Origin of the sequence: Paraburkholderia sp. SIMBA_030 (assembly GCF_046535245.1) — a bacterium.
Classification (GTDB): domain Bacteria; phylum Pseudomonadota; class Gammaproteobacteria; order Burkholderiales; family Burkholderiaceae; genus Paraburkholderia.
The window spans coordinates 397,144-422,939 of record NZ_JAWRXB010000002.1 but is presented as its reverse complement, the minus strand read 5'-3'; the positions used below and the strand labels follow the sequence as shown (position 1 = coordinate 422,939).

At 62.8% G+C, this 25,796-nt stretch carries 22 protein-coding genes; 10 read left to right on the top strand and 12 right to left on the bottom strand.

Features of this window, described 5'->3' with window-relative positions; translation table 11 throughout:
• The first annotated feature begins 114 nt into the window (after positions 1-114).
• Positions 115-936, top strand: coding sequence for an alpha/beta fold hydrolase (locus SB772_RS05105; protein ID WP_410832186.1), 822 nt, complete (start codon positions 115-117; stop codon positions 934-936).
• A gap of 56 nt (positions 937-992) precedes the next feature.
• On the opposite strand, the gene SB772_RS05100 is transcribed toward SB772_RS05105, so the two are convergent.
• From SB772_RS05100 to SB772_RS05085, 4 genes are read right to left on the bottom strand one after another with little or no spacing between them, the layout of a single operon-like run.
• Positions 993-1,337 (bottom strand): cupin domain-containing protein, encoded by a 345-nt coding sequence (locus tag SB772_RS05100; RefSeq protein WP_410832185.1) that lies wholly within the window; start codon positions 1,335-1,337, stop codon positions 993-995.
• A gap of 34 nt (positions 1,338-1,371) precedes the next feature.
• Complete coding sequence (locus SB772_RS05095) at positions 1,372-2,349, bottom strand: succinylglutamate desuccinylase/aspartoacylase family protein (RefSeq protein WP_410832184.1); 978 nt, start codon at positions 2,347-2,349, stop codon at positions 1,372-1,374.
• A gap of 8 nt (positions 2,350-2,357) precedes the next feature.
• Entirely contained in the window at positions 2,358-3,830 is a 1,473-nt protein-coding gene (locus SB772_RS05090) for an NAD-dependent succinate-semialdehyde dehydrogenase (protein WP_410832183.1), read from the bottom strand.
• Positions 3,831-3,876: 46 nt separating this feature from the next.
• Positions 3,877-4,959, bottom strand: coding sequence for a tartrate dehydrogenase (locus tag SB772_RS05085; protein WP_410832182.1), 1,083 nt, complete (start codon positions 4,957-4,959; stop codon positions 3,877-3,879).
• Between the two features lie 136 nt (positions 4,960-5,095).
• Between SB772_RS05085 and SB772_RS05080 the strand changes: the two genes are divergently transcribed.
• Positions 5,096-6,040, top strand: coding sequence for a LysR substrate-binding domain-containing protein (locus SB772_RS05080; protein WP_410832181.1), 945 nt, complete (start codon positions 5,096-5,098; stop codon positions 6,038-6,040).
• 56 nt (positions 6,041-6,096) lie between these two features.
• Here SB772_RS05080 and SB772_RS05075 read toward each other — a convergent pair whose 3' ends face one another.
• The gene (locus tag SB772_RS05075; protein WP_410832180.1) at positions 6,097-6,795 is read right to left on the bottom strand and encodes a response regulator; all 699 of its coding nucleotides are present in this window, start codon (positions 6,793-6,795) and stop codon (positions 6,097-6,099) included.
• Positions 6,796-6,799: 4 nt separating this feature from the next.
• Entirely contained in the window at positions 6,800-8,443 is a 1,644-nt protein-coding gene (locus SB772_RS05070) for an ATP-binding protein (protein ID WP_410832179.1), read from the bottom strand.
• A gap of 250 nt (positions 8,444-8,693) precedes the next feature.
• On the opposite strand from SB772_RS05070, the gene SB772_RS05065 reads away from it, so the two are divergent.
• Positions 8,694-9,056 carry a DUF2866 domain-containing protein gene (locus SB772_RS05065; protein ID WP_410832178.1) on the top strand — a complete coding sequence of 121 codons (363 nt, stop codon included), beginning with the start codon at positions 8,694-8,696 and terminating at the stop codon, positions 9,054-9,056.
• 97 nt (positions 9,057-9,153) lie between these two features.
• Here SB772_RS05065 and SB772_RS05060 read toward each other — a convergent pair whose 3' ends face one another.
• Positions 9,154-9,963: a winged helix-turn-helix domain-containing protein gene (locus SB772_RS05060; RefSeq protein WP_410832177.1), complete on the bottom strand. Its 810-nt coding sequence runs from the start codon at positions 9,961-9,963 to the stop codon at positions 9,154-9,156.
• 348 nt (positions 9,964-10,311) lie between these two features.
• Entirely contained in the window at positions 10,312-12,621 is a 2,310-nt protein-coding gene (gene bamA, locus SB772_RS05055; protein ID WP_410832176.1) for an outer membrane protein assembly factor BamA, read from the bottom strand.
• A gap of 337 nt (positions 12,622-12,958) precedes the next feature.
• Here bamA and SB772_RS05050 point away from each other — a divergent pair, with 337 nt between their 5' ends.
• The 3 genes from SB772_RS05050 (at position 12,959) to SB772_RS05040 (ending at position 15,973) form a co-directional block, all read left to right on the top strand.
• Positions 12,959-13,150 (top strand): hypothetical protein, encoded by a 192-nt coding sequence (locus tag SB772_RS05050; protein WP_410832175.1) that lies wholly within the window; start codon positions 12,959-12,961, stop codon positions 13,148-13,150.
• Positions 13,143-13,541 (top strand): hypothetical protein, encoded by a 399-nt coding sequence (locus SB772_RS05045; RefSeq protein WP_410832174.1) that lies wholly within the window; start codon positions 13,143-13,145, stop codon positions 13,539-13,541. Before SB772_RS05050 ends, SB772_RS05045 begins: the two co-directional genes overlap by 8 nt.
• A gap of 146 nt (positions 13,542-13,687) precedes the next feature.
• Positions 13,688-15,973: an LPS-assembly protein LptD gene (locus tag SB772_RS05040; protein WP_410832173.1), complete on the top strand. Its 2,286-nt coding sequence runs from the start codon at positions 13,688-13,690 to the stop codon at positions 15,971-15,973.
• Positions 15,974-16,005: 32 nt separating this feature from the next.
• Here the strand turns inward: SB772_RS05040 and SB772_RS05035 are convergent, their stop codons facing one another.
• The 4 genes from SB772_RS05035 to SB772_RS05020 all read right to left on the bottom strand — a co-directional run bounded on the left by SB772_RS05035 (position 16,006) and on the right by SB772_RS05020 (position 19,977).
• On the bottom strand, positions 16,006-16,503 hold the full coding sequence (locus SB772_RS05035; protein ID WP_410832172.1) for an Lrp/AsnC family transcriptional regulator: 498 nt from the start codon (positions 16,501-16,503) through the stop codon (positions 16,006-16,008).
• Positions 16,504-16,556: 53 nt separating this feature from the next.
• Complete coding sequence (locus SB772_RS05030; RefSeq protein WP_410832171.1) at positions 16,557-17,954, bottom strand: aspartate aminotransferase family protein; 1,398 nt, start codon at positions 17,952-17,954, stop codon at positions 16,557-16,559.
• A gap of 184 nt (positions 17,955-18,138) precedes the next feature.
• Positions 18,139-19,065, bottom strand: a complete 927-nt coding sequence (locus tag SB772_RS05025) for a 2-hydroxyacid dehydrogenase (protein ID WP_410832170.1) — start codon at positions 19,063-19,065, stop codon at positions 18,139-18,141.
• Positions 19,066-19,071: 6 nt separating this feature from the next.
• Complete coding sequence (locus SB772_RS05020) at positions 19,072-19,977, bottom strand: GNAT family N-acetyltransferase (RefSeq protein ID WP_410832169.1); 906 nt, start codon at positions 19,975-19,977, stop codon at positions 19,072-19,074.
• Positions 19,978-20,256: 279 nt separating this feature from the next.
• Here SB772_RS05020 and SB772_RS05015 point away from each other — a divergent pair, with 279 nt between their 5' ends.
• From SB772_RS05015 to SB772_RS05000, 4 genes are all read left to right on the top strand, one after another.
• Positions 20,257-21,777, top strand: coding sequence for an aldehyde dehydrogenase family protein (locus SB772_RS05015; protein WP_410832168.1), 1,521 nt, complete (start codon positions 20,257-20,259; stop codon positions 21,775-21,777).
• A gap of 227 nt (positions 21,778-22,004) precedes the next feature.
• On the top strand, positions 22,005-22,673 hold the full coding sequence (locus tag SB772_RS05010; protein ID WP_410832167.1) for a haloacid dehalogenase type II: 669 nt from the start codon (positions 22,005-22,007) through the stop codon (positions 22,671-22,673).
• Between the two features lie 53 nt (positions 22,674-22,726).
• Positions 22,727-24,013, top strand: coding sequence for an NAD(P)/FAD-dependent oxidoreductase (locus tag SB772_RS05005; RefSeq protein WP_410832166.1), 1,287 nt, complete (start codon positions 22,727-22,729; stop codon positions 24,011-24,013).
• A 70-nt stretch (positions 24,014-24,083) separates the two neighbouring features.
• Positions 24,084-25,700, top strand: a complete 1,617-nt coding sequence (locus SB772_RS05000) for an ABC transporter substrate-binding protein (RefSeq protein WP_410832165.1) — start codon at positions 24,084-24,086, stop codon at positions 25,698-25,700.
• The last annotated feature ends 96 nt before the right edge of the window (positions 25,701-25,796 follow it).

The window sequence follows — 25,796 nt, the reverse complement described above, 5'->3', positions numbered from 1 at the left end:
GCAACGTGTGCGATCCCTGCCGGGCAGCCTGCCTGGGTCGCGCGAATGGTTTGAAAGGGCACGCTTCATCCACCTGCCGGTGACGGCAGATTTCACCCCAACAGGAGTCGAAAGATGAGCATGATCGCCACGAAGGACGGTACGCAGATTTTCTACAAGGATTGGGGCAGCGGCCGTCCGGTTGTCTTCTCGCATGGCTGGCCATTGTCCGCGGACGCCTGGGATGCCCAGATGCTGTTCCTCGGCAGCAAGGGTTTTCGCGTGATCGCGCACGACCGGCGCGGCCATGGCCGTTCGAGCCAGCCGTGGGACGGCAACGACATGAATACTTACGCTGACGATCTGGCTGCGCTGATCGAGCATCTTGACCTGAAGGAAGCAACGCTGGTCGGCCATTCGACCGGCGGCGGCGAAGTCGCCCATTACATCGGCCGTCACGGCACGAAGCGCGTTGCGAAAGCCGTGCTGATCGGCGCCGTGCCGCCGCTCATGCTCAAGACCGAGGCGAATCCCGGTGGCTTGCCGATCGAGGTGTTCGACGGCATCCGCAAGGGCGTCGTCGACGACCGCTCACAGTTTTTCAAGGACCTGGCGCTGCCGTTCTACGGCTACAACCGCCCGAATGCGAAAGTGTCGCAAGGCGTGATCGATTCGTTCTGGGCACAGGGCATGGCCGGCTCGATCAAAGGGCTATACGACTGCATCAAGCAGTTCTCCGAAGTCGACTACACGGAAGATCTGAAGAAGATCGACGTGCCGACGCTGGTGTTGCACGGCGACGACGACCAGATCGTGCCGATCGACGCGGCGGGCCGCAAGACCGCAACGATCGTGAAGAACGCGACACTGAAGGTCTATCCGGGTGGCCAGCACGGTATGTGCACGGTCGAGGCGGATAAGGTGAATGCCGATCTGCTGGCGTTTTTAGGCGCTTAAGCCATGTGGGCAGGCGCGGCGCGTGCGGGCTCACGCACACCGCGTCTGCCCCGGTTTCAGAAAATCACGTAGACCTTGCGCATGGTCTCTTCGACTTCCCAAAGGCCTTCCGTGTTGGCTTCGAAGAACAACGTGTCGCCATTTTCAAAGTGCACGGTTTCTTCGTTATCAGGTGTGAACCGTCCACGGCCCGCGAGGAAATGCATCACTTCGGCCTGTTTCACCGAACGGCGGTAGGTGCCCGCCGTGCACTCGAAAATACCGGTGTCGATGGATTCGCTGCCCTTGATCACTCTCTGCACGCCCGACACCTGAATCGGCACCGTGCCGGGCAGTCCTGCTGTGCCCCAATCCTCCAGGTTCTGCAGATTCACGCTTTGTTTGATGTGTTGAACCTTCATGCTCACGTTACCTTTTGAATGTGCGGGCATCAGCTCACCGGCTGTTTGCGATGGTTTGCTCGATCTTGCCCAGCCGCACGACGGTGACGCCCGGGCGCAGTTGCCGCAGCGAGGGCATCACGAGCATGCAGTTGTCGTAAGGCGTGACCACGGGTGCGCCGTTCGACCAGCCGATCACGGTGCCGGCTTGCGGAAAAATTTCCAGCCCGGTGTAGGGCGCCGCAAAACGAAAATCCATGCTCTCGGCCACCACCGGTTGCGTCACCCGCACGACGTGTTGAGCCGGCGGCAGCGGCGCAATCCAGCCGGCCGGCAGATCCGCCTCGTCGACCACGTCCGCCAGCAGCAGAAAGCGCGCGGCCGTATCGCGCGCTACCGCAACCGCGCTCTGTTCCCAATGCTGGCCGCACTCGATCAGCAGTGCGTTTTTCGGGCTGTCCGGCTCACCGAACCCTGCGTAGTCGCGCATCCGCCGGCCTTCCGGATGACCCTCGTCGCAGATCACCGTGGCCGGTGTGCCGAGCCTTACCGCAAGATCGATCCCTTTCCGTAACGGTCCTGAGACGATTAGCGGCGCGCTTTTCTCGTGCATCGAATGAAGATCGAGCAGGGCGTCGACGCTGTCGACTACCGGCCGCATTTCCCGCGCGCGGGCCAGTTCGCTGGAGGTGCGCGTCGTATCGTCGAGCACTGCGGCGGTCCACACGCGATTAAAGTCCTGGTCGACGAAACGGGCCGCGTCGGGTTTCGCCGGATCGAAGCTGCGATACGCGGCGACGTTCGCAAAGGCAAGCGTCAGGCGTCCGCGCCGCGGCCTCAAACCACGGCGCAGCAATTCGTCCACGACGATCGCGCCGCACACTTCGTTGCCGTGCGTCAGCGCGTTGATCATCACGTGCGGTCCCGGCGCGCCCGAGTCGAACGTATGGACGTAGGCAATGCCGGACGGCGAGTGTTCATGCACCGAAATGTCGGGGAATTCGACTTCGATGGGATAGGCCTCGGTACTCATTTCGGTGCTCATTCGAGATTACCCTGGCAGAGATATTTGATCGACAGATAGTCGTCCAGACCGTACTTCGAGCCTTCGCGTCCGTAGCCCGATTCCTTCACGCCGCCGAACGGCGCGGCCTCGCTCGCGACCGCGCCTTCATTGATACCGACGATGCCGGCTTCCAGTGCGTGCGACACGCGCTCGATGCGCTTCACGCTTTCGCTGTAGAAATACGCGGCGAGGCCGAACGGGGTGTCGTTGGCGGCCCGGACGGCTTCGGCTTCGTCGTCGAAACGGAACAGCGGCACGATCGGGCCGAAGGTCTCTTCGCGATTCAACTGCATGTCCGCGGTGGCGTCGGCGAGCACGGTCGGCGCGTAATAGTGCGCGCCCAGTTCGGGCAGGCGCTTGCCGCCGGTCAGCACGCGCGCGCCGTGCGACACGGCGTCGTCGACGTGGCGGGCGATCTTGTCGAGCGCACGGGTGTTGATCATCGGGCCGATCTGCGCGGCGGGATCGGTGGCGGGCGCGACCTTCAGCGCACCGACGCGCTCGGCCAGCATGCCGGCAAAACGCTCGTACACAGCCGCCTGCACATACACGCGATTCGGACACACGCAGGTCTGGCCGCCATTGCGGAACTTGGCGGCAAGCAGGCCGGTGACGGCGGCGTCGAGGTCCGCATCGTCGAACACGATGAAGGGCGCATTGCCACCCAGTTCCAGCGACAGTTTCTTGAGCGTTTCCGCCGATTCGCGTGCGAGGTATTTGCCGACCGGCGTCGAGCCGGTGAAGGTGATCTTGCGCACGCGCGCGTCGTGCAGCCAGTCCGCGACGCTCGCAACCGCGTGATCGCGCGACGCCGTGATCAGGTTCAATACGCCCGCCGGCACGCCGGCTTCGTGCGCGAGCAGGACCAGCGCCGAGGCGGTGAGCGGTGTGTCTTCAGCGGGTTTGGCGATCACCGTGCAACCGGCGGCGAGCGCCGGGGCGATCTTGCGCGCGATCATCGCAAGCGGGAAGTTCCACGGCGTGATCGCAGCGACGATGCCGATCGGCTCCTTCACGGCCGTCATGCGCTTGCCGCGCTGCTGCTGCGGAATCAGATCGCCGTAAATGCGGGTCGCCTCGTCGGCGAACCAGGCGACGTACGATGCGCCGTACGCCACTTCGCCTTTGCCTTCGGCAAGCGGCTTGCCCTGTTCGAGCGAGATCAGCGCGCCGAGCGCGTCCTGATTCGCGACGATCAGCGCATGCCAGCGGTGCAGCACCGCCGCGCGTTCTTTCGGCAGCCATGCGCGCCACGCCGGCAGCGCGCGGGCGGCGGCGTCGGTGGCGGCGCGTGCGTCGGCCGGGCTGCTGTCGGCGACCTGGGCGATCGTCTTGCCGGTGGCCGGATCGGTGACGGCAAAGCGAGCGCCTTCTTGCGCCGGCGTCCAGTGTCCGTCGATGAAATTGTCGGAGCGAATCAGCTCGCTCAGTTCAAAAGTACGTGCCATACGGTTTCCCCTTGATTGTCCTATGCTCAACTTCGGTCAACTTCGCTTAAGCCAGTTTCGCCGCGATCGCCTGACCGACCTCGGTCGTGCTCGCCTTGCCGCCGAGATCGCCAGTATGCGGACCTTCGATCAGCGTCGCTTCGATCGCCGCCAGAATCGCGTCGTGCGCCTCGCGTTCGCGGCCTTCGTGATTGCCGAGGAAGTCGAGCATCATCGCGGCCGACCAGATCATCGCAATCGGATTGGCGATGTTCTTGCCGGCGATGTCGGGCGCCGAACCGTGCACCGGTTCGAACAGCGAAGGAAACTTGCGATCGGGATTCAGGTTGCCCGAGGGCGCGAGGCCGATCGTGCCGGTGCAGGCCGGACCGAGATCGGACAGGATGTCGCCGAACAGGTTGGTCGCCACGACCACATCGAAGCGGTCCGGGTTCAGCACGAAGCGCGCACAGAGAATGTCGATGTGCTGCTTGTCCCACGTTACATCCGGGTACTGCGCCGCGACGCCGGCCGCGCATTTATCCCACCACGGCATGCTGATCGCAATGCCGTTGCTCTTCGTCGCGACAGTGATCTTCTTGCGCTCGCGCCGTTGCGCGAGATCGAACGCGAACTTCAGCACACGCTCGCTGCCGTGCCGCGTGAACACGGACTCCTGCAACACGAATTCGCGCTCCGTGCCTTCGAACATCACACCGCCCACCGACGAATACTCGCCCTCGGTGTTCTCGCGCACGATCCAGAAATCGATGTCGCCGGCCTTGCGCCCCGCGAGCGGCGAAGGCACGCCGGCAAACAGACGCGCAGGGCGCAGGTTGATGTACTGATCGAATTCGCGCCGGAACTTCAGGAGCGAACCCCACAGCGAGATGTGATCGGGTACCGTGTCAGGCCAGCCGACCGCGCCGAACAGAATCGCGTCGGCGGATTGCAGTTGGGTTTTCCAGTCGTCCGGCATCATCTTGCCGTGCTTCGCGTAGTACGCGCAGCTCGCCCATTCGATGTGCCGGTATTCCAGTTCGATGCCAAAGCGCTTGCCGACGATGTCCAGCACGCGGACGGCTTCCGGCATCACTTCGACACCGATGCCGTCGCCGGGGATGACTGCGATCCGATATTTTTTCGACATGTTCCTGCTCCTCCAAGGGGGCTTTCGACGTTTCGACAGCAGTTATTTTATTCCTGACAATTGAGCTTAAAATGGCCGCTTTAGTTAAGCCACTGTGCACGATTCGTGTACAAACTCAGGTGCGAATAAACGGCCTATGAACACCGTTCCATCACCCGATCTCGGCGATTTGCGCGTGTTTTGCGAAGTGGCGCGCAAATCGAGTTTCAGCGCGGCGGCCGAGGCCTTGTCGGTCTCGGCGGCGTACGTCAGCAAAAGAATCAATGTGCTCGAGACTACGCTCGGCACGAAACTGTTGCACCGTTCCACGCGGCGAGTCGCGATCACGGAAGCGGGGGAGCGGGTCTACACATGGGCCGAAAAAATTCTCGATGACGTCGAGCAGCTCGTGGAGGACGTCTCCACCACCCGCCGCATTCCGGGCGGCAAGTTGCGCATCTCCAGCAGCTTCGGCTTTGGCCGCCGCTACGTGGCGCCCGCGCTCGCCCGTTTCTCGGACCGGTTTCCGCAGCTGAGCGTGCGGCTCGATCTGTTCGACCGCCTCGTCGACGTGGGCGCCGAGGGCTTCGACCTCGATATCCGGATCGGCGACGACATTGCCTCGCATCTGATCGCGAAGCGGCTCGCATCGAATCATCGGGTATTGTGCGCGTCGCCCGCATACCTCGCTCGGCACGGCACGCCGCGGCAACTCGCCGATCTGTCGTCGCATGCGTGTCTGGCGATCAAGGAGCGCGATCATCCATTCGGTCTCTGGCGTTTAACAGTGCGTGGCGAAACGGTGTCGATCAAGGTCACTGGGCCGTTGTCCACCAATCACGGCGAAGTGGCCGTGCAATGGGCGCTGGCCGGCCGCGGAATCGTGCTGCGCTCGATGTGGGACGTGCGGCCGCTACTCGAAAGCGGCCAGTTGCAGCAGATACTTCCTGAGGTCACCCAACCCGCGAACCTGTGGGCGGTGTATCCGGCACGGCTCGCGCAATCGGCAAAGGTGCGGGTGTGCGTCGATTTTCTGAGCGAAGAATTCGCGCAATGGAGCCCGCCGCCCGAGCCAACAGCGGCGGCGGGCCTGGCGAGCTGAATTCGGACACGGCTCGCGCCGGATGAGGACGGCATCGAGTCATCCGCTCGTATCGATCAGATTTCCAGACGGTAACCTACGCCGTACACGGACGCGATCGGTTCGCTGTCCGGCCGTGCTCCCTGCAGCTTGCGGCGCAGGTTCTTGATATGGCTGTCGATGGTGCGGTCGGTTACCACCCGGTGATCCGCGTAGAGGTGGCTCAGCAGGTAGTCGCGAGAAAAAATGCGTCCAGGCGATTTCATCAGTAGCGCGAGGAGCCGCAATTCAAGAGGCGTGAGTTTGAGTTCCTTGCCGTCGAGTAAAGCAAGATGAAACTGCTCGTCGACTTCGAGACCGCGTGGCGCCTGAGGCAAACCGTCCGCAGCGGCGGCGGCAGGCATTGCACGGCGCAGGATCGCCTTGACGCGCGCAACCACCTCGCGTGGGCTGAAGGGTTTGCAGACGTAATCGTCGGCACCGATCTCAAGACCCAGCAGACGGTCGATTTCGTCGATGCGCGCGGTCAGGATAATGACGGGCAATGCCGAAAATTGCCGTAGCTCGCGGCAGATGTCCATGCCGCTGCGCCCGGGCAGCATGAGGTCGAGCAGCATCAGCGCCGGCGGCGTCGAGCGAATGAACGGCATCACGTGATGGCCGTCGTCGAGGGTCGTGGTGACGAAACCATCGAGGTGCAAATAATCTTCGAGCACGGCGGCGAGCTTGGGTTCATCCTCGACGATCAGGATGTGCGAAGGGCGCCCATCGGTCATGATGTCAGTCTCCTTCCGGCGGAAAGCGGGCAGTGATCCAGACGCCGCCTAGCGGCGAAGCCTTGGCGTCGATCGTGCCGCCATGCGCCGTCACGATAGCGTGGCACAGCGAAAGGCCCAGGCCCGCGCCACCGTTCTGACGGCTGCGTGATTCGTCCACGCGATAGAAGCGGTCGAACAGATGCCCGAGCGCGGCCTCGGGCACACCGGGCAGCGAGTCCTGCACGTCGAGTTGCCAGCCGCTGGCGCTCTGCGAAAGCGACACGCGCACCTGGCCGTCCGGATCGGTATAACGCAACGAATTTTGCAGCAGGTTTTTCAGCAGTTGTACGAAACGCGCGGGATCGACCGCGAACGTGGTGTTGGCGATTGCCGGCATGCAGGTCAGGTCGAGCTCGATTCGTTTCGCCTTGAACGACTCCCGCATGGCCTCGATCGAAGCCCGCGCCAGTTGCCCGACATAGGTTGGCGTTTTTCGATAGCTGAGTGCGCCGACATCGCTCAGAGACAGCTCGTATAAATCCTCTATGAGCTTGTTGAGCATGTTCACTTCGGTCTGCAGTGAAGTGAGCGAATCGTGGTCGAACACGTGCACACCGTCTTCGATGGCTTCCAGCTCGCCGCGGAGCACGGCGAGCGGCGTGCGCAACTCGTGTGAAATATCCGCAATGAAATCGCGCCGGGAGCGCTCGGCTTTATGCAGCGAATCGGCCAATACGTTGAAGTCGCACGCAAGCCGGCCAAGCTCGTCGCGTCTGCCGGCCGGCACCCGCGCGGTGTAGTCGCCACCAGCAAGGCGATGGGTCGCATTCATCAAACGCCTGACCGGGGCGAGAACGATGCGCGCAAGCACCAGCGCGACCAGCGCCGCGAGCACGACAGCCACACCCGCGATCTCCAGGGTCGCGCGCTGCTGCTGCGCCTGGAAGGCGATGTCGGCAGCGTCCGAAAGGGTGTCGGGCCCGTTCGCGGCGAGCCAGCCCACGACCTTGCCGTTGTAGACAACGGGTCTCATCGTGCTGCCGGACGGCGGCGGCTGGCCGTTGCTCGCCACGAGTTCGTGGCTGGCGTCGTAGAGTGTGACGGGCGGCCCCTCGGGTGATGTGCTACGGAGCATGCCGTCATGCGATGGGGACGAAGGGGCTGAAGGGAGAGGCCGATCGTAGCTGCTGTCGCCGCCCACGACACCGCTTGCCGACACACGGTCACGCTCTATCGTGATGCCGGGATTGGATGGCGGCGCCGGCGGCAGACGCATGCCCCAGTGCGGTCCTTCAGACGGGCCGGAGAGCGGTCCGAGCAGTTGCTGAACGCTGCCGCTCCCCGGAAAGGTTCGCCAGGCCGGCGGCTTGCCCAGTTGCGCTGAGGCAAGCTCTTCGCGCAGGGCGTCGTGTGCGGCGCTGTCCAGCAGCGCGAGCCATGCGTCGGGATGCTCGCGCAGGAAATTCCAGTTGCCGCGAGCGGCGTATTCGCTCGTCACCTTCGCCATGACGGCTTTGATGCGCCCGGCGTTGCGCTCCCGAACGTAGTGCAGGAAACCGTTTTCGAAGCTCACGCGAACGGCGTAGCCCATCGTTAAAGAAATCGCCAGGCAAGCGACTAATACCGCGAGGAACATTTTCCAGGTAATGCCAAAGCGCATCTTCATTCGCCGCTGCCGCGCGTGGGAGAGAAAGACCCCGAAAGGGCGGCTCGGACGAATGCGGATCGTTTTACTTTGCATGGCTGAATTCTAGATGAATGCTACGTCAATCCGCAGTTGCCGACGAATCTCCACAACTTCTCCATCCTTTCTTCGTTGTGTCTGCGTGTTGTCCGGATAAGATGGCGTGGCACTTTTACGGTGGCCCGATTAAGAGGCCATATCCGGTGGCCAGTTCCGTCAGTGGAGCAATCTCATGCAAGTTTCCTCACCTGCGAACCGTGCCGTGTCGCGCGGTTTCCGGCCCAGCCGAAAGACAGTTACCACTGCCGGATCCCGCGGCAAGGCTGAAAGCGGTGTTAGCGCAGCACGGGTGACGGACGTCGTGAAGATACGCGGCTGCCGCGTTTCCGCGCCGCTCATGCAACCGTGGGGCGAGGGCTGCCGGATCGTCGAGTGGATCGACCGCAACGGCGAGTACGCTTGCATTGCCGTGCGAGGCGCCGCGACCGAGGCCGAGATCAGGGAGCGTGTGCGTATGCATCGCAACGTTCTGCGCCATACCCTGAGGGACGACCCCACTACGCCTGCGGGCGGCGTGCGTCTGCGGCGCGCCTGAGCGCTTTTGAATCTCGCTGGCGCAGATCTTTCAGTATCTTCCATCGTGCAGCGTGAGCGTCACGCCGTTTCCACGACTCCACGACGCGAGGGGCAAATCAATCGCTCTTCACATCGACCCGGCCGTCATCCGGCGCCGGTGCGCCTCGTTCGCCACACGCCCTGTGCCCGGCAAAACTCGCACTTTCGCGCGCGCCATGTGAGGGTGGCGACTCCGGCGATGGCACGAACATATAGCCTCGTCCGCGCAAGGTCTGAATGAACCTGGGGGCGGACGGATCTGCCTCTATCACGCCGCGCAAGCGGCAGACTGCAACATCCAGGCTGGCTTTCTGGCTCTCGGCCCTTCCAAGCTGGCTGTTGACCATCGAGCGCGTCAATATTCGCATCGGGTTGCTGGCGAACAGCTTGAGCAAGGCAAACTCGCCGGATCGCAGCGAGATTTCGCAGCCGTTCCTGAGCAGCCGTCGCGTCGCGAAGTCTATCTGGTAACTGCCGAACGAAACCTTCTCACGAATTTCCGGCGCGTCGCAAAGCGTCCGGTTGCAGCGTTGCACGGCGCGCTTGATCCGGGCGGTCAATTCGTGCGGATCGACGGGGTCGACGATATAGTCGTCCGCACCCAATTCGAATGCGACGATTTTGTCGACGATCTCGTCGGAGCTGCTTTGCACGAATATGGGCATGTCGTAGCCCGCCAACCGCAGTTGCCGGAGCGCGTCGCGCGCCTCGACCATCGGCTGCTCGGCGCGCAATAGAATCGCTGACGGACACTCCCGTTCCACCCGGCTGACAAGCTGAGCCGCGCTATACAGGACCGAGAGCGCGATCTGGTTCTTATGAAGGTGAAGGCGCAACTGATCGCGGGCCGATTGATCCGGTTCGACTACAAGAAGGCTGATAGTCATCAAATTGCGTGACCTCCCAACCGGAATCGACGGTTGCAGTCTGTGCGATGTTCACGTTCAGCCATTTCAACCATCCGCTACATTGGAACGACTTATCGAACTCAGAACGCGGACCGTACGCAGTCGCTCTGATGATGAGCGAATGATAGGGATGAATGTCGGAGCAACAATGGCGAAATTGAGGAGACTTTGTGAAATCGGAGCAGGAGGGCGAAGCCGCGGAGCCTTGAACGGGCCACGGACCGAATCAGGCCCTGTGGGCGCCTGACAACGCGACCGGATGGCGCGTCGGTGCATTTGCGCGTGCGGTGCCCGCGGTCTTCATGCAATGACCGCGGGCGTTCACGATCAGAACGATGTGCCGATCTGAAACTGGAATTTCTGGTACTTGTCGGTGGCGTGTTTGATCAGCGGGAAGCCGAGAGACAGCTTGAGCGGGCCGATCGGCGAGATCCATTCGAGACCTGCGCCGTAGCTGTACCGCAAGCCGTTGGCACCCGTGCTGTTGCCTTCGTCGCCCCAGACGTTGCCCGCATCCATGAAGGTGAAGACGCGCAGCGTCCGGTCCCAGCCGGTACCCGGCAGCGGGAACGTCATCTCGACATTGGCCACGACCATCCGCGAGCCGCCGATAGGGTCGCCGGTCGTCTTGTCGGTGGGACCGAGTGAACCCGAATCGTAGCCGCGTACCGAGCCGATACCGCCCGCATAGTAGTTCTTGAAGATCGGGTACGCCTTTCCCGCGAAGCCGTTGCCGTAGCCGCCTTGAAGATTCAGGCCGAGAATGAAGCCGCGCGCGAATGAATAGTAATACTGCGCCTGGACGTCCGCCTTGTAGTACTCGGTGCCGCCGGCCGGGGTGCCGACTTCGCCGTTGCCTTGCAGGAAATAGCCCCGGCTCGGCACCAATGCGCTGTCGCGATCGTCCCGGGCCCAGCCCGTCGTAATGGGCACGTTGTTCACCACATGGCCGAATTCCGCCACGTAGTCCTGGTAGCTCTGAGGTGTCAAGGAATCCGTCGTCAGGCGGTTCTGTTCGATACCCAGGCCGAAGTAGACGGTGTCGGCTTCGGAAAACGGAATGCCGAATTTCAGGTCGGCGCCGATGGTTAGGATCCTGAAACTCGTATCGGTGTAGTTATAGAGCGGGTAGGTCGTGCGGTAATAGACGTCGGTGATCCGCTTGATGCCGTCCACCGTGAAGTACGGGTCGGTTTGCGTAACGGTAAGCGTGCGGTAGGTCTTCGCGGTGTTCACGTTCAAGGCGAGGCTGGTGCCCGAGCCGAATACGTTGTCCTGCGAGATGCCGGCCGACAACACCACCTTGTCCGTCGACGAGTAGCCCGCGCCCAAAGTAATCGCGCCGGTCGGCTTTTCGCTCAACTTGACGTCCACATCGACCTGGTCGGGCGAACCTTCCACCGGCACTGTGGTGACGTCGACGTCGGTGAAGTAGCCGAGACGGTTGACCCGGTCTTTCGACAGCGCGAGGCGGTTCGAATCGAACCACGAGCTTTCGAGCTGACGCATTTCGCGGCGCACCACTTCATCGCGCGTGCGCGTGTTGCCGACCACGTTGATGTGACGCACGTAGACACGGCGGCTCGGGTCCACTTGCAGCGTCAGGTCGACCTTATGATGTTCCTGATCGATCTGCGGCTGCGCATTGACGGTGGCGAACGCATAGCCGTACTCGCCGAGCTTGTCGACGACGGCCTTGGTGGCAGCCTGAAGTTTTTCGGCGGAGAAGCGCTCGCCCGGTTTGATTTTGATCAGCTGCGTGAGTTCGGATTCGCGATCGAGCAGGTTGCCCGCAAGCCTGATCGACGAAATCGTGTACGGCTCGCCTTCATGCAGCGTCACCGTCAGGTACATCTCCTTCCTGTCCGGCGTCAGCGATACCTGGGTCGACTCGAAGTTGAACTCCAGATAGCCGCGGTTCAGGTAGTACGAGCGAATGTGCTCCAGGTCCCCGGTCAGCTTGTCTTTCGCGTACAGGTCGTTCTTCGTGTACCACGAGAACCAGTTCGGCGTGGACATCTGCATTTCGTCGCGTAAGGTGTCCGTGCTGAATGCGCTGTTGCCGATGAAGTTGATCTGGCGGATCTTCGCGCTCGGGCCTTCTGCGACCGAGAACAGCACCGCCACGCGGTTGCGGTCGATCGGCGTGATCGTGGTGGTGACTTCGGCGGCGTAGTAGCCGCGCGTCAGGTACTGGCGCTTCAGTTCCTGCTCGGCTTTGTCGACCAGCGCCTTGTCATAGTAACGGCCTCGCGACAGCCCGACCGAACTAAGCGCCTTGGTCAGGTTTTCCTTGTCGAATTCGTGAATGCCGGCAAAATCGATCGTGCCGACCGCCGGACGTTCCTGAACCTGAACGATGACGGTATTGCCTTCAGTCGAGATTCGCACTTCGTTGAAGAAGCCGGTGGCATACAGCGCGCGAATGGCTTCCGAAGCCTTGTCGTCACTAAACATGCTGCCTTGCTTGATAGGAAGATAGGCGAACAGGGTGCCGGGTTCGATGCGTTTGAGTCCTTCGATCCGGATGTCTTGCACGACGAACGGCTGTGCCGCGTGCGCGGACCCGGCCGTCAGCGAGATGCCGGCGAGCGGGAGCGCGGCCGCGATACGGCTCGTTAAAGCTTGAAGATTCATCTTGGGGTTCTGTCCTGATGCAGCGCGCGAAGCGCAAACGAGAACGCTCGAGCGCGAGCGGTGCATTCGAAGCGACATTCCATGGCTCCGGAAAGCGCGAAGTATAGGATCGTGCTTTCACGCTGATCGTTACTGAAAACTTTCCGCCCATTAGGGTTGCTAACGTGTGCATCGCGCCGGCTGCTCGGGCCGGTGCGGATTACAGGGCGAGCGTCGAAATAATGCGTTACAGATCCGAAGGAAGCGTAGGGCACGCGTAACCTGAAGCCGTGCTTGCGCTGGTATCGTCAAATGGTCGGCTTTCGCTACCTGCGTAGCACCATTTGGAGCATCGATCATGATCGAATTTCTTTCACCGGCGATTCTTGCGGCTGTCTTACGCGTCAGCTCATCGCCGATCTTTTCAGCACGTCTGGCGATGGCGTCGATGCGCACGTTGCGCGACGTATCCGGCAGCACGGTGAGTGCAGCGCAAGGCCAGACGGTGGACCGTTCCGCGAGCACACAGGAGGGCGCACGCCGTGCCTGATCCGTCGACCTTCATGCTGAATTCGATCACCGATATGCAGTTGACGGCGGATGGTCAATATCTGCTGATACACGGCAATCAACCCACGGCGGCACTCCATCGTTCGGTGCTCAATGACCTGCTGGTGGCGCTCCCCAACGCAATCGAGCACGCCGACCGCGTGATTCATAACAATCAGGAAATGGGCTTCGCGCTGCATTGTCAGGGTTGGGAAGTCGGCAGACTGAACGGCATGGAAATGGTGGTGATCCGCTTCCGTCTATCCGCTAGCGCGGGACTATCGTTTTCTTTGCCCGTAGACCAGATTCCGTATCTGCTGCAGGCGCTTGGTGGCGCAGCGAGCGTGGCAGGGGTGGCGGATTCCCGCTCTAACGACGTCACGCTCCAATAGCGCCGCGCGCACTCGCTGCTGTTCATCCTGACGCACGTCAGGGCTTCCGTTCGCCTTGATGCGTCTGCCATCCTTTCCGAAACTTATCTGTTTTGATACTACGCGGTGTATTTCGACGCCTACGCTTGAGGCCTGTCGTTTCGTTCATGCTGGGTACGGCTGGATGCGTGCCGCTTGCCGGATATGCGCAACTGGTCGGCGCGTCTGCGATCCCGGAACCGCTCGACGGCGTCTGGAGCCTGCGGCTTGCGCCGCAACTGACCGAGCAGCTCATACGGGCAGGCGACAAGCCCGCTACTTCGGTCATGGCCGATTCGGTGACCACCACGACCGGCACGGACGTTTCGCTGAAGGGCCACGCGCAACTGCGGCGGTACGCGTCGATCGTCATGGGCGATGCGCTGCATTACGACGTCGATAGCGATAAGGCCGACGCTTACGGGCAGGTGCGGCTGGTCGACAATGGCAATGTGTTCGATGGACCCGACGCGCATTTTTACGTCGACGCGAACGAAGGCTACATCAGCGTGCCCAAGTACCGGTTTCATCTGACTGGCGGGTGGGGTAGCGCTCAACGCGTTGATCTGATCGATAACGAGCGCACTGCCGTTCGTCACGGTACATATAGCACCTGCCAATGCGAGTCGGATCCCTCGTGGTATCTGAAGGCATCCGAATTCGACATCGATAGCGGCAACGACGAGGGGATCGCGCACAATAGCGTGCTGTTTTTCCAGGGTGTGCCGTTGCTGGCGAGTCCGTGGCTGTCGTTTCCATTGTCCGGCGCGCGGCGCAGCGGCTTCCTGCCGCCGACGTTTTCGATCAGTTCGACCAACGGCGTCGACGTCGCGTTGCCGTACTACTTCAACCTCGCGCCGAACTACGATCTCACCCTGACGCCTCGCATCATGTCGCGCAGAGGGGAGATGTTGACGGCGGACTACCGCTATCTGCAGCCGAACGATTCGGGGTCGATTTCGGTTGCGTGGCTGCCGCACGATGCGATCACCAAAACCGACCGCTACTCGATTGCGCTGAATCAGAACTGGAATCTCGGCGCGGGCTTTGCCGCCTACGTCAACTACAACCGGGTCTCGGACTCGACGGTAGTGACCGATCTGGCGTCGGGGGTCGCGTTTCCGACGGGTTCCACCACGCTGTATCAGCAGGAAGCGGGTCTGACTTACACGAACGGGCCGTGGAGCGTGTTGGCTCGCGAGCAGCGCTGGCAGGCTTTCTCGAGCGACTCGACCTATAACCGCGAACCGCAGGTCAATGTCCGTTATGCACGCTACAACGTTGGGGGCTTCGACTTTGGCGCCGAAGCGGATGCGACGCGCTTCACGATCTCGTCGGCCGATGCGACGCAAGGCAGCCGTTTCGTTTTCAACCCTTACGTCAGCTATCCGATCGAGCGTCCCGGCTGGTTCGTCACGCCGAAGCTCGCCTGGCATTTCGCTGCGTATGACCTGACGTCGATCGGCTCGGATGCGCCCGCCGGACAGCCGAAGACGTTCGACGTCAACGTGCCGACATTCAGCCTCGATTCGGGCATGCGTTTCGAACGAAGCGTGCGGCTCTTCGGGCAGTCATATATCCAGACGCTCGAACCGCGGCTGTTCTATGTGTACACCCCTTATCGCAACCAGTCGTTCGCGCCGTTGTTCGATACGGCGACGGCCGATTTCGGGCTGGCGGAACTGTTCATGCCCAACAGTTTCGTTGGCAATGACCGGGTATCCGATGCCAATCGCCTCACGGCTGCATTGACTTCGCGTTTCATCGATCCATCGAGCGGCGACGAGCGGGCCCGTTTCGTCCTTGCGGAGCAGTACGACTTTCGTACGCCGCGCGTGACCCTCAATACCGACGACGCAATTGGCACCGTTGCGCGCACGAGTGTGATCGGCGGCGCGTCGTACAAGCTGGGCCAAGGTTTTTCAGCGGAACAGGCCGTGGAGTATAGCCAGGCCAACCACTACCTCACGCATGCGGAAGCCGGCTTTGGCTGGTCGCCGGCCGCACGGCAGGTGTTGAATGTCGCGTATCGCTACACGCGCGCCAACAGCACGCTCGACTATCAACCGGTCAATCAGTTCATCGTGTCCGGGCAATGGCCGCTATCGCACAACGTGGCCAGTGTCGCGCGTGTCAATTACGACATGAGCGCCCATCGGCTGATCGCAGGTTTGCTGGGACTTCAATACGACGCGGATTGCTGGTCGCTCGGCGTCGCGTTCGAGAAGTACACCAACGCCACCAGCTCGACCACGTCGCCCAGCACCGGCACGCGTGTGCTGATGCAACTCCAGCTCAAAGGCTTTTCGCAGGTCGATAACGGGCTGCTCAATCAGTTTCGCGCGAACGTGCCGGGTTATACGCCGGCGACCACGGAAAGCGCACCGGCATCCCGGTTCAGCGATTATCCGTAACGGGCGCCGGCTATGGCGTGGCGGTGCGGGTATTAGTTGTGGTTCTGCGAGAACAGCGTTTCGAGCGGGTAGTGGCTCTTCACGAACGGCGATTTGATGATCACGTAGCTGAAGTACTTCTCGATGCCGATATCGCGCTCCAGCAAGCCTTCAACGATGCTCTGGTAGTGGCTCACGCTGCGCGTGATGAACTTCAGCAGATAGTCATAGCCGCCGCTCGCCAGATGGCACTCGACGATCTCGTCGACGTCGCGGATCGCGTTGACGAACTTGATGAAGTCTTCCCGCCGATGATCGGCGAGCGTGACTTCGGTAAACACGATCTGCACGTCGCCGAGCTTTTCGAGCTGGATCTGCGCACCGTAGCCGATGATGTAGCCGGCTTTCTCCAGACGCTTGACCCGGATCAGGCAAGGACTGGGCGAAAGGCCGACCGCGTCGGCAAGCTCGACGTTGGTTATGCGGCCTTTCTTCTGCAACTGTGAAAGTATGCGCAGGTCAATCCGGTCCAGCTTGCTGTCGCTGCTCATCGTAACGTTATCGCTCCGGCGATGAATGAATGGGGCTTTAAGAATCCTCTACTCTAGCACGCAGCGACATGGCTTTTGTCCCTGAGGGCAGCCCGGACGTCGGCTTGCGCGAGAACGTCGTCGAGGGTTTTTTCGAGTCTCTCGAACATCAGATCGAACTCCGCCTCGGTGTACGACAACGCCGGTGCAAAGCCGAGAATATTGTCGCCAAACGCGCGGAAGATCAGGCGGTTTTCATACGCGGCGGCGGCAATCCGATCGGACAGTTTCAACGACGGATCGAAGCCCGCCTTGCTTTCTTTATCCGCGACGAGTTCGAGCGCGCCGAGCAGGCCCCGGTGGCGCGAGTCGCCGACCAGCGGATGGGCGAGCAGTGCATCCAGGCCCCGGGCGAAACGCGGGGCGCGCGCCACGCCGTTGGCGAGCAGGCCCCCTTCGTGATACAGCCGCATCACTTCGAGGCCGATCGCCGCGCTGACCGGATGCGCCGAGTACGTGTGGCCATGACCGACGATCGCCTCGGCGTCGCCATCGGCGATGCCCTGGTAGAGTTCGTCGGACATCAGCACCGCGCCCATCGGCGCATAGCCGGCGGTCAATCCTTTCGCCACGGTCATCAGATCCGGTTCGACGTTTTCGGCCTGGCACGCAAACAGTGGACCCGTACGGCCGAAGCCGGTGATGACCTCGTCGGCGACGAACAGAATGCCGAGCTTGCGGCAGGCGTCGCGCATCGCTTTCAACCAGCCGACCGGCGGCACGATCACGCCACCCGAGCCCTGAATCGGTTCGCAGAAGAAGGCCGCGACGTTATCGGCGCCGAGTTCCGCCACCTTCGCTTCGAGGGCGGCGACCGAGGCGGCGATCAGCGCGGCGTCGTCGGCGAAATCGTTGCGGTACGCGTACGGCGACGGCAGATGATGCTGGGTCGGCAACGGCAGATCGAAGTTCCGGTGGAACGCCGGCAATGCGGTAAGCCCCGCGCCCATCGACGACGAACCGTGGTAGCCGCGCTGCAACGCGATGATGTGTTTCTTCGACGGCCGGCCCGTCGCGTTGAAGTAATGCGTGATGAAACGGATCGCGGAGTCGACTGCGTCCGAGCCGCCGAGCGTGAAGTAAACGTGCTGCAGCGAAGTGGGCGACGCCTCGACCAGCTTCTCCGCCAGTTCGATCGCCGGCGCCGAGCCGAAGTGAAAATAGCCGGTCGCGTAGGGCAGTTTCTTCATCTGCTCGGTGGCGGCCTCGACGATGCTCTGCTGGCCGTAGCCCACGTTCACGCACCACAGGCCGGAGAATGCGTCGAGCAGTTCGTTGCCTGCCGCGTCGCGCAGAAACGCGCCGCTGGCGGATTCGAGGACAGTGACGCCACGGGCTTCGTGCGCGCGGTAGTTGATGACCGGGTGAATCAGATGCTTGCGGTCGGCTTCGATAAGCGAATGAATCGGCATGGTGGTTTCTCGTCGCGGAAGAGGGCTGTTGACCGTTCCATACTACTGATCCGCGACGATTGCCCGCTCAGCTAAACAATTGCCTGAAAAGCGCGCGCGACGCGTTTTGCTGTACGTGCTTAGCATTTTCTGCTGCGGACGCTGAAAAGCCGACGCGGCCGGCCATGCCACGCTCGATGCGGCTTCAATATCCCTGGGTCCGGTCGATTTGACCGACCATCGGCAGGCCTTCGCGATGCCGGCGCAGATTGTCGAGCACGACTTCGACGGCGGATTCGGGCCGCGTCGCGCTGGCGATATGCGGCGTGATCCGCACGCGCGGATGCGTCCACAGCGGATGACCGGCGGGCAAGGGCTCGGGGTCGGTAACGTCGAGAATCGCGTTGTGCAACTGGCCGCTGTCCAGCGCCGCGAGCAGGTCCTGCTGATTCAGATGCGGACCGCGTCCCGTCTGGATCAGCGACGCACCGCGCGGCAGCTTCGCGAATAACTCGGCGTCGAGCAGGCCGCGTGTGGCGGGCGTCAGCGGCAGCAGGCAGATCAGAATATCGGTGCGGGCGAGAAAATCGCCGAGTGCGCTTTCGCCCGCATAGCAATCGACACTGTCGATCTCGCGCGGCGAGCGGCTCCATCCCGCGCACGCGAAGCCGAACAGACGCAGCCGTTCCAGCACCGCCGTGCCGAGCACACCCAGTCCCAGCACGCCGATCCGGCGTTCGCTCGCCGGCTTCAGCGGCTGTTCCCGCCAGACCTGCTGCTGTTGCTGAAGACCGTAGTCGAACAGATCGCGATGAATCGTCAGCACGGCCTGCGTGACGTATTCCACCATCCCTTCGACAATCCCCGGTTCGATCATCCTCACGACCGGCACGTGCGCCGGCACGCCCGACAGGTCGAACTGATCGATGCCGGCTCCGACCGAAAACACGACTTCGAGATTCGGGAAGGTGCGGGTGGGATCGTCAGGCGGCTGCCAGGCGGCGAGGTAGCGGATCGCGGCCGGGTCGCCGAGATCGGGCCAGATATGAAACGGCAAGTCCGGCGCTCTTTGCGCGAACAGTTTGGCCCATTGCGCGCCGCGTGCCGGGTCGGCTTTATAAAGGAAGGCCATGATGGATCAGCAGATCGCCTGGTTGATGATGCCGAACTGCAGATAAGCGGCGTCCTTGCCTGCGGCGGTGCCTGCGTTGGCTGCGTTGGTGGCTGTGGTGGCCGCGCCGTCCGGCGCGCCATGGCGGACCATTTTCACGACCGTATCCACGCGCGGCAGCCCCAGTTGTTCCAGCCATTCGGTCAGCCCGCTCTCGCCCGGCGTATCGATCCGCACGAACACGCCTTCGTTGAGCGCCAGCCAGTGGCTGATCAGCGCCTTGGCGCGGCTCGAATCCGCCGACGCGGGCGTGACCACCGGTCCGATCGCAAACCCCCGGCCGAAGCGGCGAAACAGCGCGAAGCCGACGAGTTCGCCGTCGCGGTCGAGCGCGATGCCGTCGGCGGCGCTCAACAACGCGGGCAGTACTTCGCTGCGGTCCAGCCCGCTCGCCTGCGACGCCAGTTCCACCAGCCGCGCCGTGTCGCTCGAACCGAGCGGGCGCAGACGCTCGCCCGGCGGCAGAGAAACGAGGGGCGGCTGGAACGCCGCGCCCTGATGCTGGTCGAGCGTGCCGACCGCGCGAAAGCCGAGTTTCTCGTACAACGGCTGGCCCGCAACGGTGGCATGCAGGAACGTGACCCGGCTGCCGAGTTGTTCCAGCACCAGCTCCATCAACCTCCTGCCGATGCCGCGCCCTTGCTGCGCCGGCGACACGATCACCATCCCCAGCGAGGCCCGGTCCGCGCCGAACTTCCAGCACAACGCCGTGCCGATCACGCCGCTCGCGTCTTGCGCGACGAAACCGACGCCGAGTTGCGCGACGAATCTCCAGTCGTCCGCGCGATGCGGCCATTTCAGTTCGAGCGTGAGCGCGTGTGCGGCGGCGATATCGTCGTTGGTGAAGCGTCTGTAGGTAATCGGTTCGGACACGCCGTACTCCCTGAATGGCTGAAGACTTACGCCGTCACTTTGTCATCCGGCGCCCAGTGTGACTAGGACGATCTTTTTATCACGGACGTTCGCAAGCCCCGCCGCGAAGTTCGATACAAAACGCTTGGTCCGGCCGTTCATAACAGGCGTGTTCTGCTGAACGGGGATTTTTGTCGGCGACATATGCCGCGCTCGCGGCCCTACGATTTCGTTATGCCGGCGGCGTCGCTCAGACGCGCTGCCCGAGCCCATCGGCAAGCCACTCAGGAAACCTTTCTTATGGACAGTTTCAATCCGGACGACGTCGCGATTCGCAGCGGGCATTTCATCGGCGGCCAATATGTCGACGAAGACGTGCATAGCGGCGATCGTCGTATCGAGGTGGCGCGACCCTCGGACGGCGTGATCTATGCATCCGTGCCGCTCGCCGGCGCCGAGATGGTGGATCGCGCGGTCGAGAATGCGTGGCAGGCGTTTCGAACCAGCGGCTGGGCGCGGATGGCGCCGCGCGAGCGCGCCAGAATCCTGCGCCGTTTTGCCGACCTGGTCGAAGCCGACGCGACGACGCTGGGCCGCCTGGAAGCGCTCGGCTCGACCCGCCCGATCAGCCAGGCGACCGGCTGGGACGTGCCGTTCACGGCCGAGGGCATCCGTTTCTACGCGGAGTTCGCCGACAAGCTGGGCGGCGACGTGGCCGCGACCGATCACGATCATCTCGGCATGACGATCGCCGAACCGTACGGCGTGATCGGCGCGATCGCGCCGTGGAATTTCCCGCTCGTGATGGCGTCGTGGAAGATCGCGCCCGCGCTGGCGGCGGGCAACGCGGTCGTGCTCAAGCCGTCCGAGATGACGCCGTTTTCGGTTCTGCGGCTCGCCGAACTGGCGGTGAAGGCCGGCGTGCCGGCCGGCATCTTCAACGTGGTGCAGGGCGACGGGCGCGTGACCGGCGACGAGCTGGTGCGTCATCCGAAGATCAGCAAGGTCACCTTCACCGGCTCCACGCGCACGGGCGCCGCGATCATGGCGGCCTGCGCCGGCAGCGGCACGAAGCCGGTCACGCTGGAGCTGGGCGGCAAGAGTCCGCAAATCGTTTTCGCCGACGCCGCGCGCCTCGACGACGTGGCGCGCCGCATTGCCGGCGCGATCACCGGCAATGCCGGACAGGTCTGCGTGGCGGGCTCGCGGCTGCTGGTGGAGCGAAGCCTGGCGGAACCGCTGGCCGAGCGCATCGGCAAGATCTTCGCCGAACTGAAGCCCGGTGCCACGTGGACGGCGGGCACCACGCTCTCGCCGATCATTTCCACGCCGCAGGCGGCGCGCATCGAAGGCATTGTCGGACGCACGCTGGAAGCGGGCGCGACGCTGCGTTATGGCGGCGTGCGGGCCGACTGCGGGGCCGCTGGTGCAGCTGGTGCAGCTGGTGCGTTAGCCGGCGCGTTCTACACGCCGACGCTGCTCACGGACGTCACGGCCCATTCCGAGGCCGTGCGCGAGGAAGTGTTCGGGCCGGTGCTGACGCTGCAAACCTTCGACGCCGAAGAAGAAGCGCTCGCGCTCGCCCAGCATCCCGAGTACGGCCTTGCCGCTGGCGTGCACACCGCCGATCTCGGCCGCGCGCTGCGCTTCGTGCGCGGCCTCGAGGCCGGCACGGTATGGGTCAACCGCTACGGCCGCACCACCGACTTCATGATCCCCACGGGCGGCTACAAGCGCTCCGGCATCGGCAAGGACCTTGGCCGCCAGGCCTATGAGGCGAATCTGCGCTTCAAGAGCGTGTTGATCGATCTGCGGCCCTGAGGGTTTCCACCGAGCGGGCCGCCAAGCCAGCACGGACGGGTCTTTCCGCCTGGCCGCCGCAGACTCTGCTGCGCGACGGCCTCAAAACGAATGTTTTGTGTCACGGGCGGCGTCCGAATCAGGAACATCTATGTTTTTGCGCTGATTAAATCTTTCACAGAAGTGAGCTTTTACTGTTTTCGCCACTGAACTCGCAGCGAGTTCATCTCAACGATAGGACTGACACCATGATCGAATTCGAACCGAAATACATCACCTTCGATTGCTACGGCACGCTCACGAAGTTCCGCATGGCCGACATGACCCGCGCGATGTTCGGCCACGTGCTGAACGCCGACGATCTGGAGAAACTCGTCGCGTTCTACGCGGGCTATCGCCGCGACGAAGTGCTCGGCGCATGGAAGCCGTATCGCGACGTGGTCGTCAACGCGTTGCGCCGTGCCTGCAAGCGTATGAATGTCGAGTTCGATGAAGTGGAAGCAGAGAAGATCTACACGGCCGTGCCGACCTGGGGTCCGCATCCGGACGTGCCGGAAGGCCTCTCGCGTCTGGCGAAGAAGTACAAGCTGGTGATCCTGTCGAACGCCTCGAACAACCAGATCCAGAGCAACGTCGACAAGCTCGGCGCACCGTTTCACGCGGTCTTCACGGCCGAGCAGGCGCAGTCGTACAAGCCGCGCATGCAGGGCTTCGAATACATGTTCGACCAGCTCGACTGCAATCCGGAAGACGTGCTGCACGTGTCGTCGAGCCTGCGCTACGACCTGATGACCGCACACGACCTGGGCATCAGGCACAAGGCCTTCGTCAACCGCGGCCACGAACCGTCGACGCCGTACTACCAATACTACGAAGTCAACGACCTTCCGCAGCTCGCTGCGGAACTCGGTCTGTAAGCGCTGTTCGCACGTTCACCGACTCGCTCATTGCCTGATCAAGGACAGACCGGATGAAGCTCGACTCCTATTGGCTCGACACCGCGCCGCCGCTGCTCTCGGCGTGTGAAGGCCCGGTCGACGGCCAGACCGATGTGGTCGTGATCGGCGGCGGCTTCACCGGACTGTCGGCGGCCCAGGCGCTCGGGCGGCGCGGCGCATCGGTGACGGTGCTCGACGCCGGGCGCATCGGCGGCGGCGCATCCGGCCGTAACGGCGGGCAGGTCAATACCGGCGTCGCGCAGGACTTCGTCGCGCTGGTCGCGCAACTCGGGGTGGAGCGGGCGAGCGCCTGTTATCGTGCGTATTCGGATGCGGTCGACACCGTCGAGCGTCTGATTCGCGAAGAAAACATCGATTGCAATTATGTGGCCACCGGCAAGCTGAAGCTGGCGTCGAAGCCGCATCACCTCGCGCATCTGGAGAAGACCGCGGAGCTGATCCGGCGCGAAGTCGATACGGATATCGAACTGATCGGCCGTGAGCGGATTCGCAGCGAAATCCAGTCGGACAGTTTCCACGGCGGACTGCTGCAACGGCACGGCGGCCAGATGCACATGGGCAAGTTCACGGTCGGTCTTGCCGATGCCGCGGTCCGCCGCGGCGCGAAGCTCTACGAGAGCGCCGCGGTCTCGGCGATCGCGAAAGAGGGCAGCGGCGCGGGTGGTGGTTACCGCGTCACCTCGGCGCGCGGCGAAGTGCGCGCGAAGCAGGTGCTGATCGCCACCGGACCGTCGCGGCATGGACCGTTCGGCTGGTACCGGCGGCGTCTTGCACCGGTCGGCTCGTTCATCGTCGTGACCGAGCCACTGCCGCCGGAATTGCTCGCGCAGGTGTTTCCGAACCGGCGCGCGTACACCACCACGCGGCTGATGCACAACTACTTCCGCGTGACCCCCGACTCACGCTTGCTGTTCGGCGGCCGGGCGCGCTTCACGGCATCCGAGCGGCCGTCCGACGCGAAGAGCGGGCGGATTCTGCAGCAGGGTCTTGGCGGGATGTTCCCGATGCTGGCGAACGCCCGCATCGACTACTGCTGGGGCGGTCTGGTGGATATGACCGCCGACCGTTTGCCGCATGCCGGCCAGCATGACGGCATTTACTTCTCGATGGGCTACAGCGGCCACGGCACGCAGATGTCGACGCACATGGGCCAGGTGATGGCCGACGTGATGAACGGTCACGAAGAGCGCAATCCGTGGCGCGCGTCCGAGTGGCCGGCCATTCCCGGCCACACCGGCAAACCCTGGTTCCTGCCGCTGGTGGGGACGTATTACCGCATCAAAGACATTTTTTATTGAGTCCTCGTTGTTTTACCAGTCAGTCAAAACCAAGCACAGATCCCTGCCAACCCTCGCGGAGAATCGTTCGATGAATAAGGAAAACTCGCAACATGGCGCTGTCCAGCTCGATACCGGGTTGGAGCAGTTGACGGCCAAAGGCGCCTCGCGGCGCGACGTGCTGCGCGCGATGGCCGCCGCCGGCATGATGTCGGTGACGGGCGCCGGCCTGCTCGCCGCGAGCGGCGCGGCGTTGGCCCAGGCCAAGCCGAAGCAGGGCGGCAAGATCCGGGTGGCAACCCAGTCCGCGTCCGCAGCCGATACGGTCGATCCCGCGAAGGGCGCGCTCGGCACCGACTACGTTCGTTGCAACATGTTCTACAACGGCCTGACCGAACTCGATTCGCATCTCGGCGCCAAGATGGCGCTTGCGCAATCGCTGGAAACGAAAGATGCGACGGTGTGGGTCGCCAAGCTGCGCACCGGCGTGCAGTTCCACGACGGCAAGTCGCTCACGCCCGCTGACGTGGTGTTTTCGATCATGCGGCACAAGGATCCGGCGACCGCATCGAAAGCGAAGACGCTGGCCGATCAGATCAAGGAAGTGAAGGCCACGGGCCCGAACGAAGTGACGATCACGCTCGAAGGTCCGAACGCCGATCTGCCGGTGATTCTCGCCACCTCGCATTTCCTCATCATCAAGGACGGCACCACGGACTTCAAAACGGCGGTCGGCACCGGCCCGTTCAAGGTCAAGGAATTCTCGCCGGGCGTGCGCACGGTCGGCGTGAAGAACGAGAAGTACTGGAAGCCGGGCCTGCCTCACCTGGACGAAGTCGAGTTGATCGGCATCGGCGACGAATCCGCACGCGTGAACGCATTGCTCTCGGGCGACGTGCAACTGATCAACGCGGTGAGCCCGCGCTCGACCACCCAGATCAAGGGCGCCGGCGGTTTCGCCGTGCTGGAGACAAAGACGGGCCAGTACACCGATCTGGTTGTTCGCGACGAAGGCGGCATGACCGGCAACGACGATTTTCGTCGAGGCATGATGTACCTGCAGGATCGCGAGCAGATGCGCCGCGCGATTTTCCAGGGTTACGGCACGATCGGCAACGACCAGCCAATCGACCCGACCAACAAGTACTACCTGGCCGGATTGCCGCAGCGTACCTTCGATCTGGACAAGGCGAAGTTCCATTTCCAGAAGGCCAAGGTCGGCAGCACGCCGATCCAGATTTTCGCGTCGCCGGCGGCGGAAGGCTCGGTTGAAATGGCGATGTTCCTGCAGCAGGTGGCGCCGCAAGCCGGCCTGAATCTGCAGGTCTCGCGCGTGCCGGCCGACGGTTACTGGTCGAATCACTGGATGAAGCATCCGCTGGGTTTCGGCTCGGTCAACGCGCGGCCTAGCGCGGACGTGCTGTTCACGCAGTTCTTCAAGTCCGACGCGCCGTGGAACGAAGCGAACTGGAAGAGCCCGAAGTTCGACCAGATGCTGGTCGCGGCCCGCGGCGAACCGGACGATGCGAAGCGCAAGAAGATCTACGGCGACATGCAGGTGCTGGTGCATGAAACGGGTGGCATCGGTATTCCGATTTTCCAGAGTTCGCTCGACGCGTACACAACGAAGCTCAAGGGCCTCGGCTCGATTCCGCTGGCGGGGCTGATGGGTTTCATGTTCGCGGAAAACGTCTGGCTCGAGGCCTGAACTTCGAGACCCGACGGCATGAAGGAAGGGTTTCCAGTCTGACGAACCGGAAAGTCAAACCCGGTGACACGCACGCCACTTTGTTGGCATGCGGTT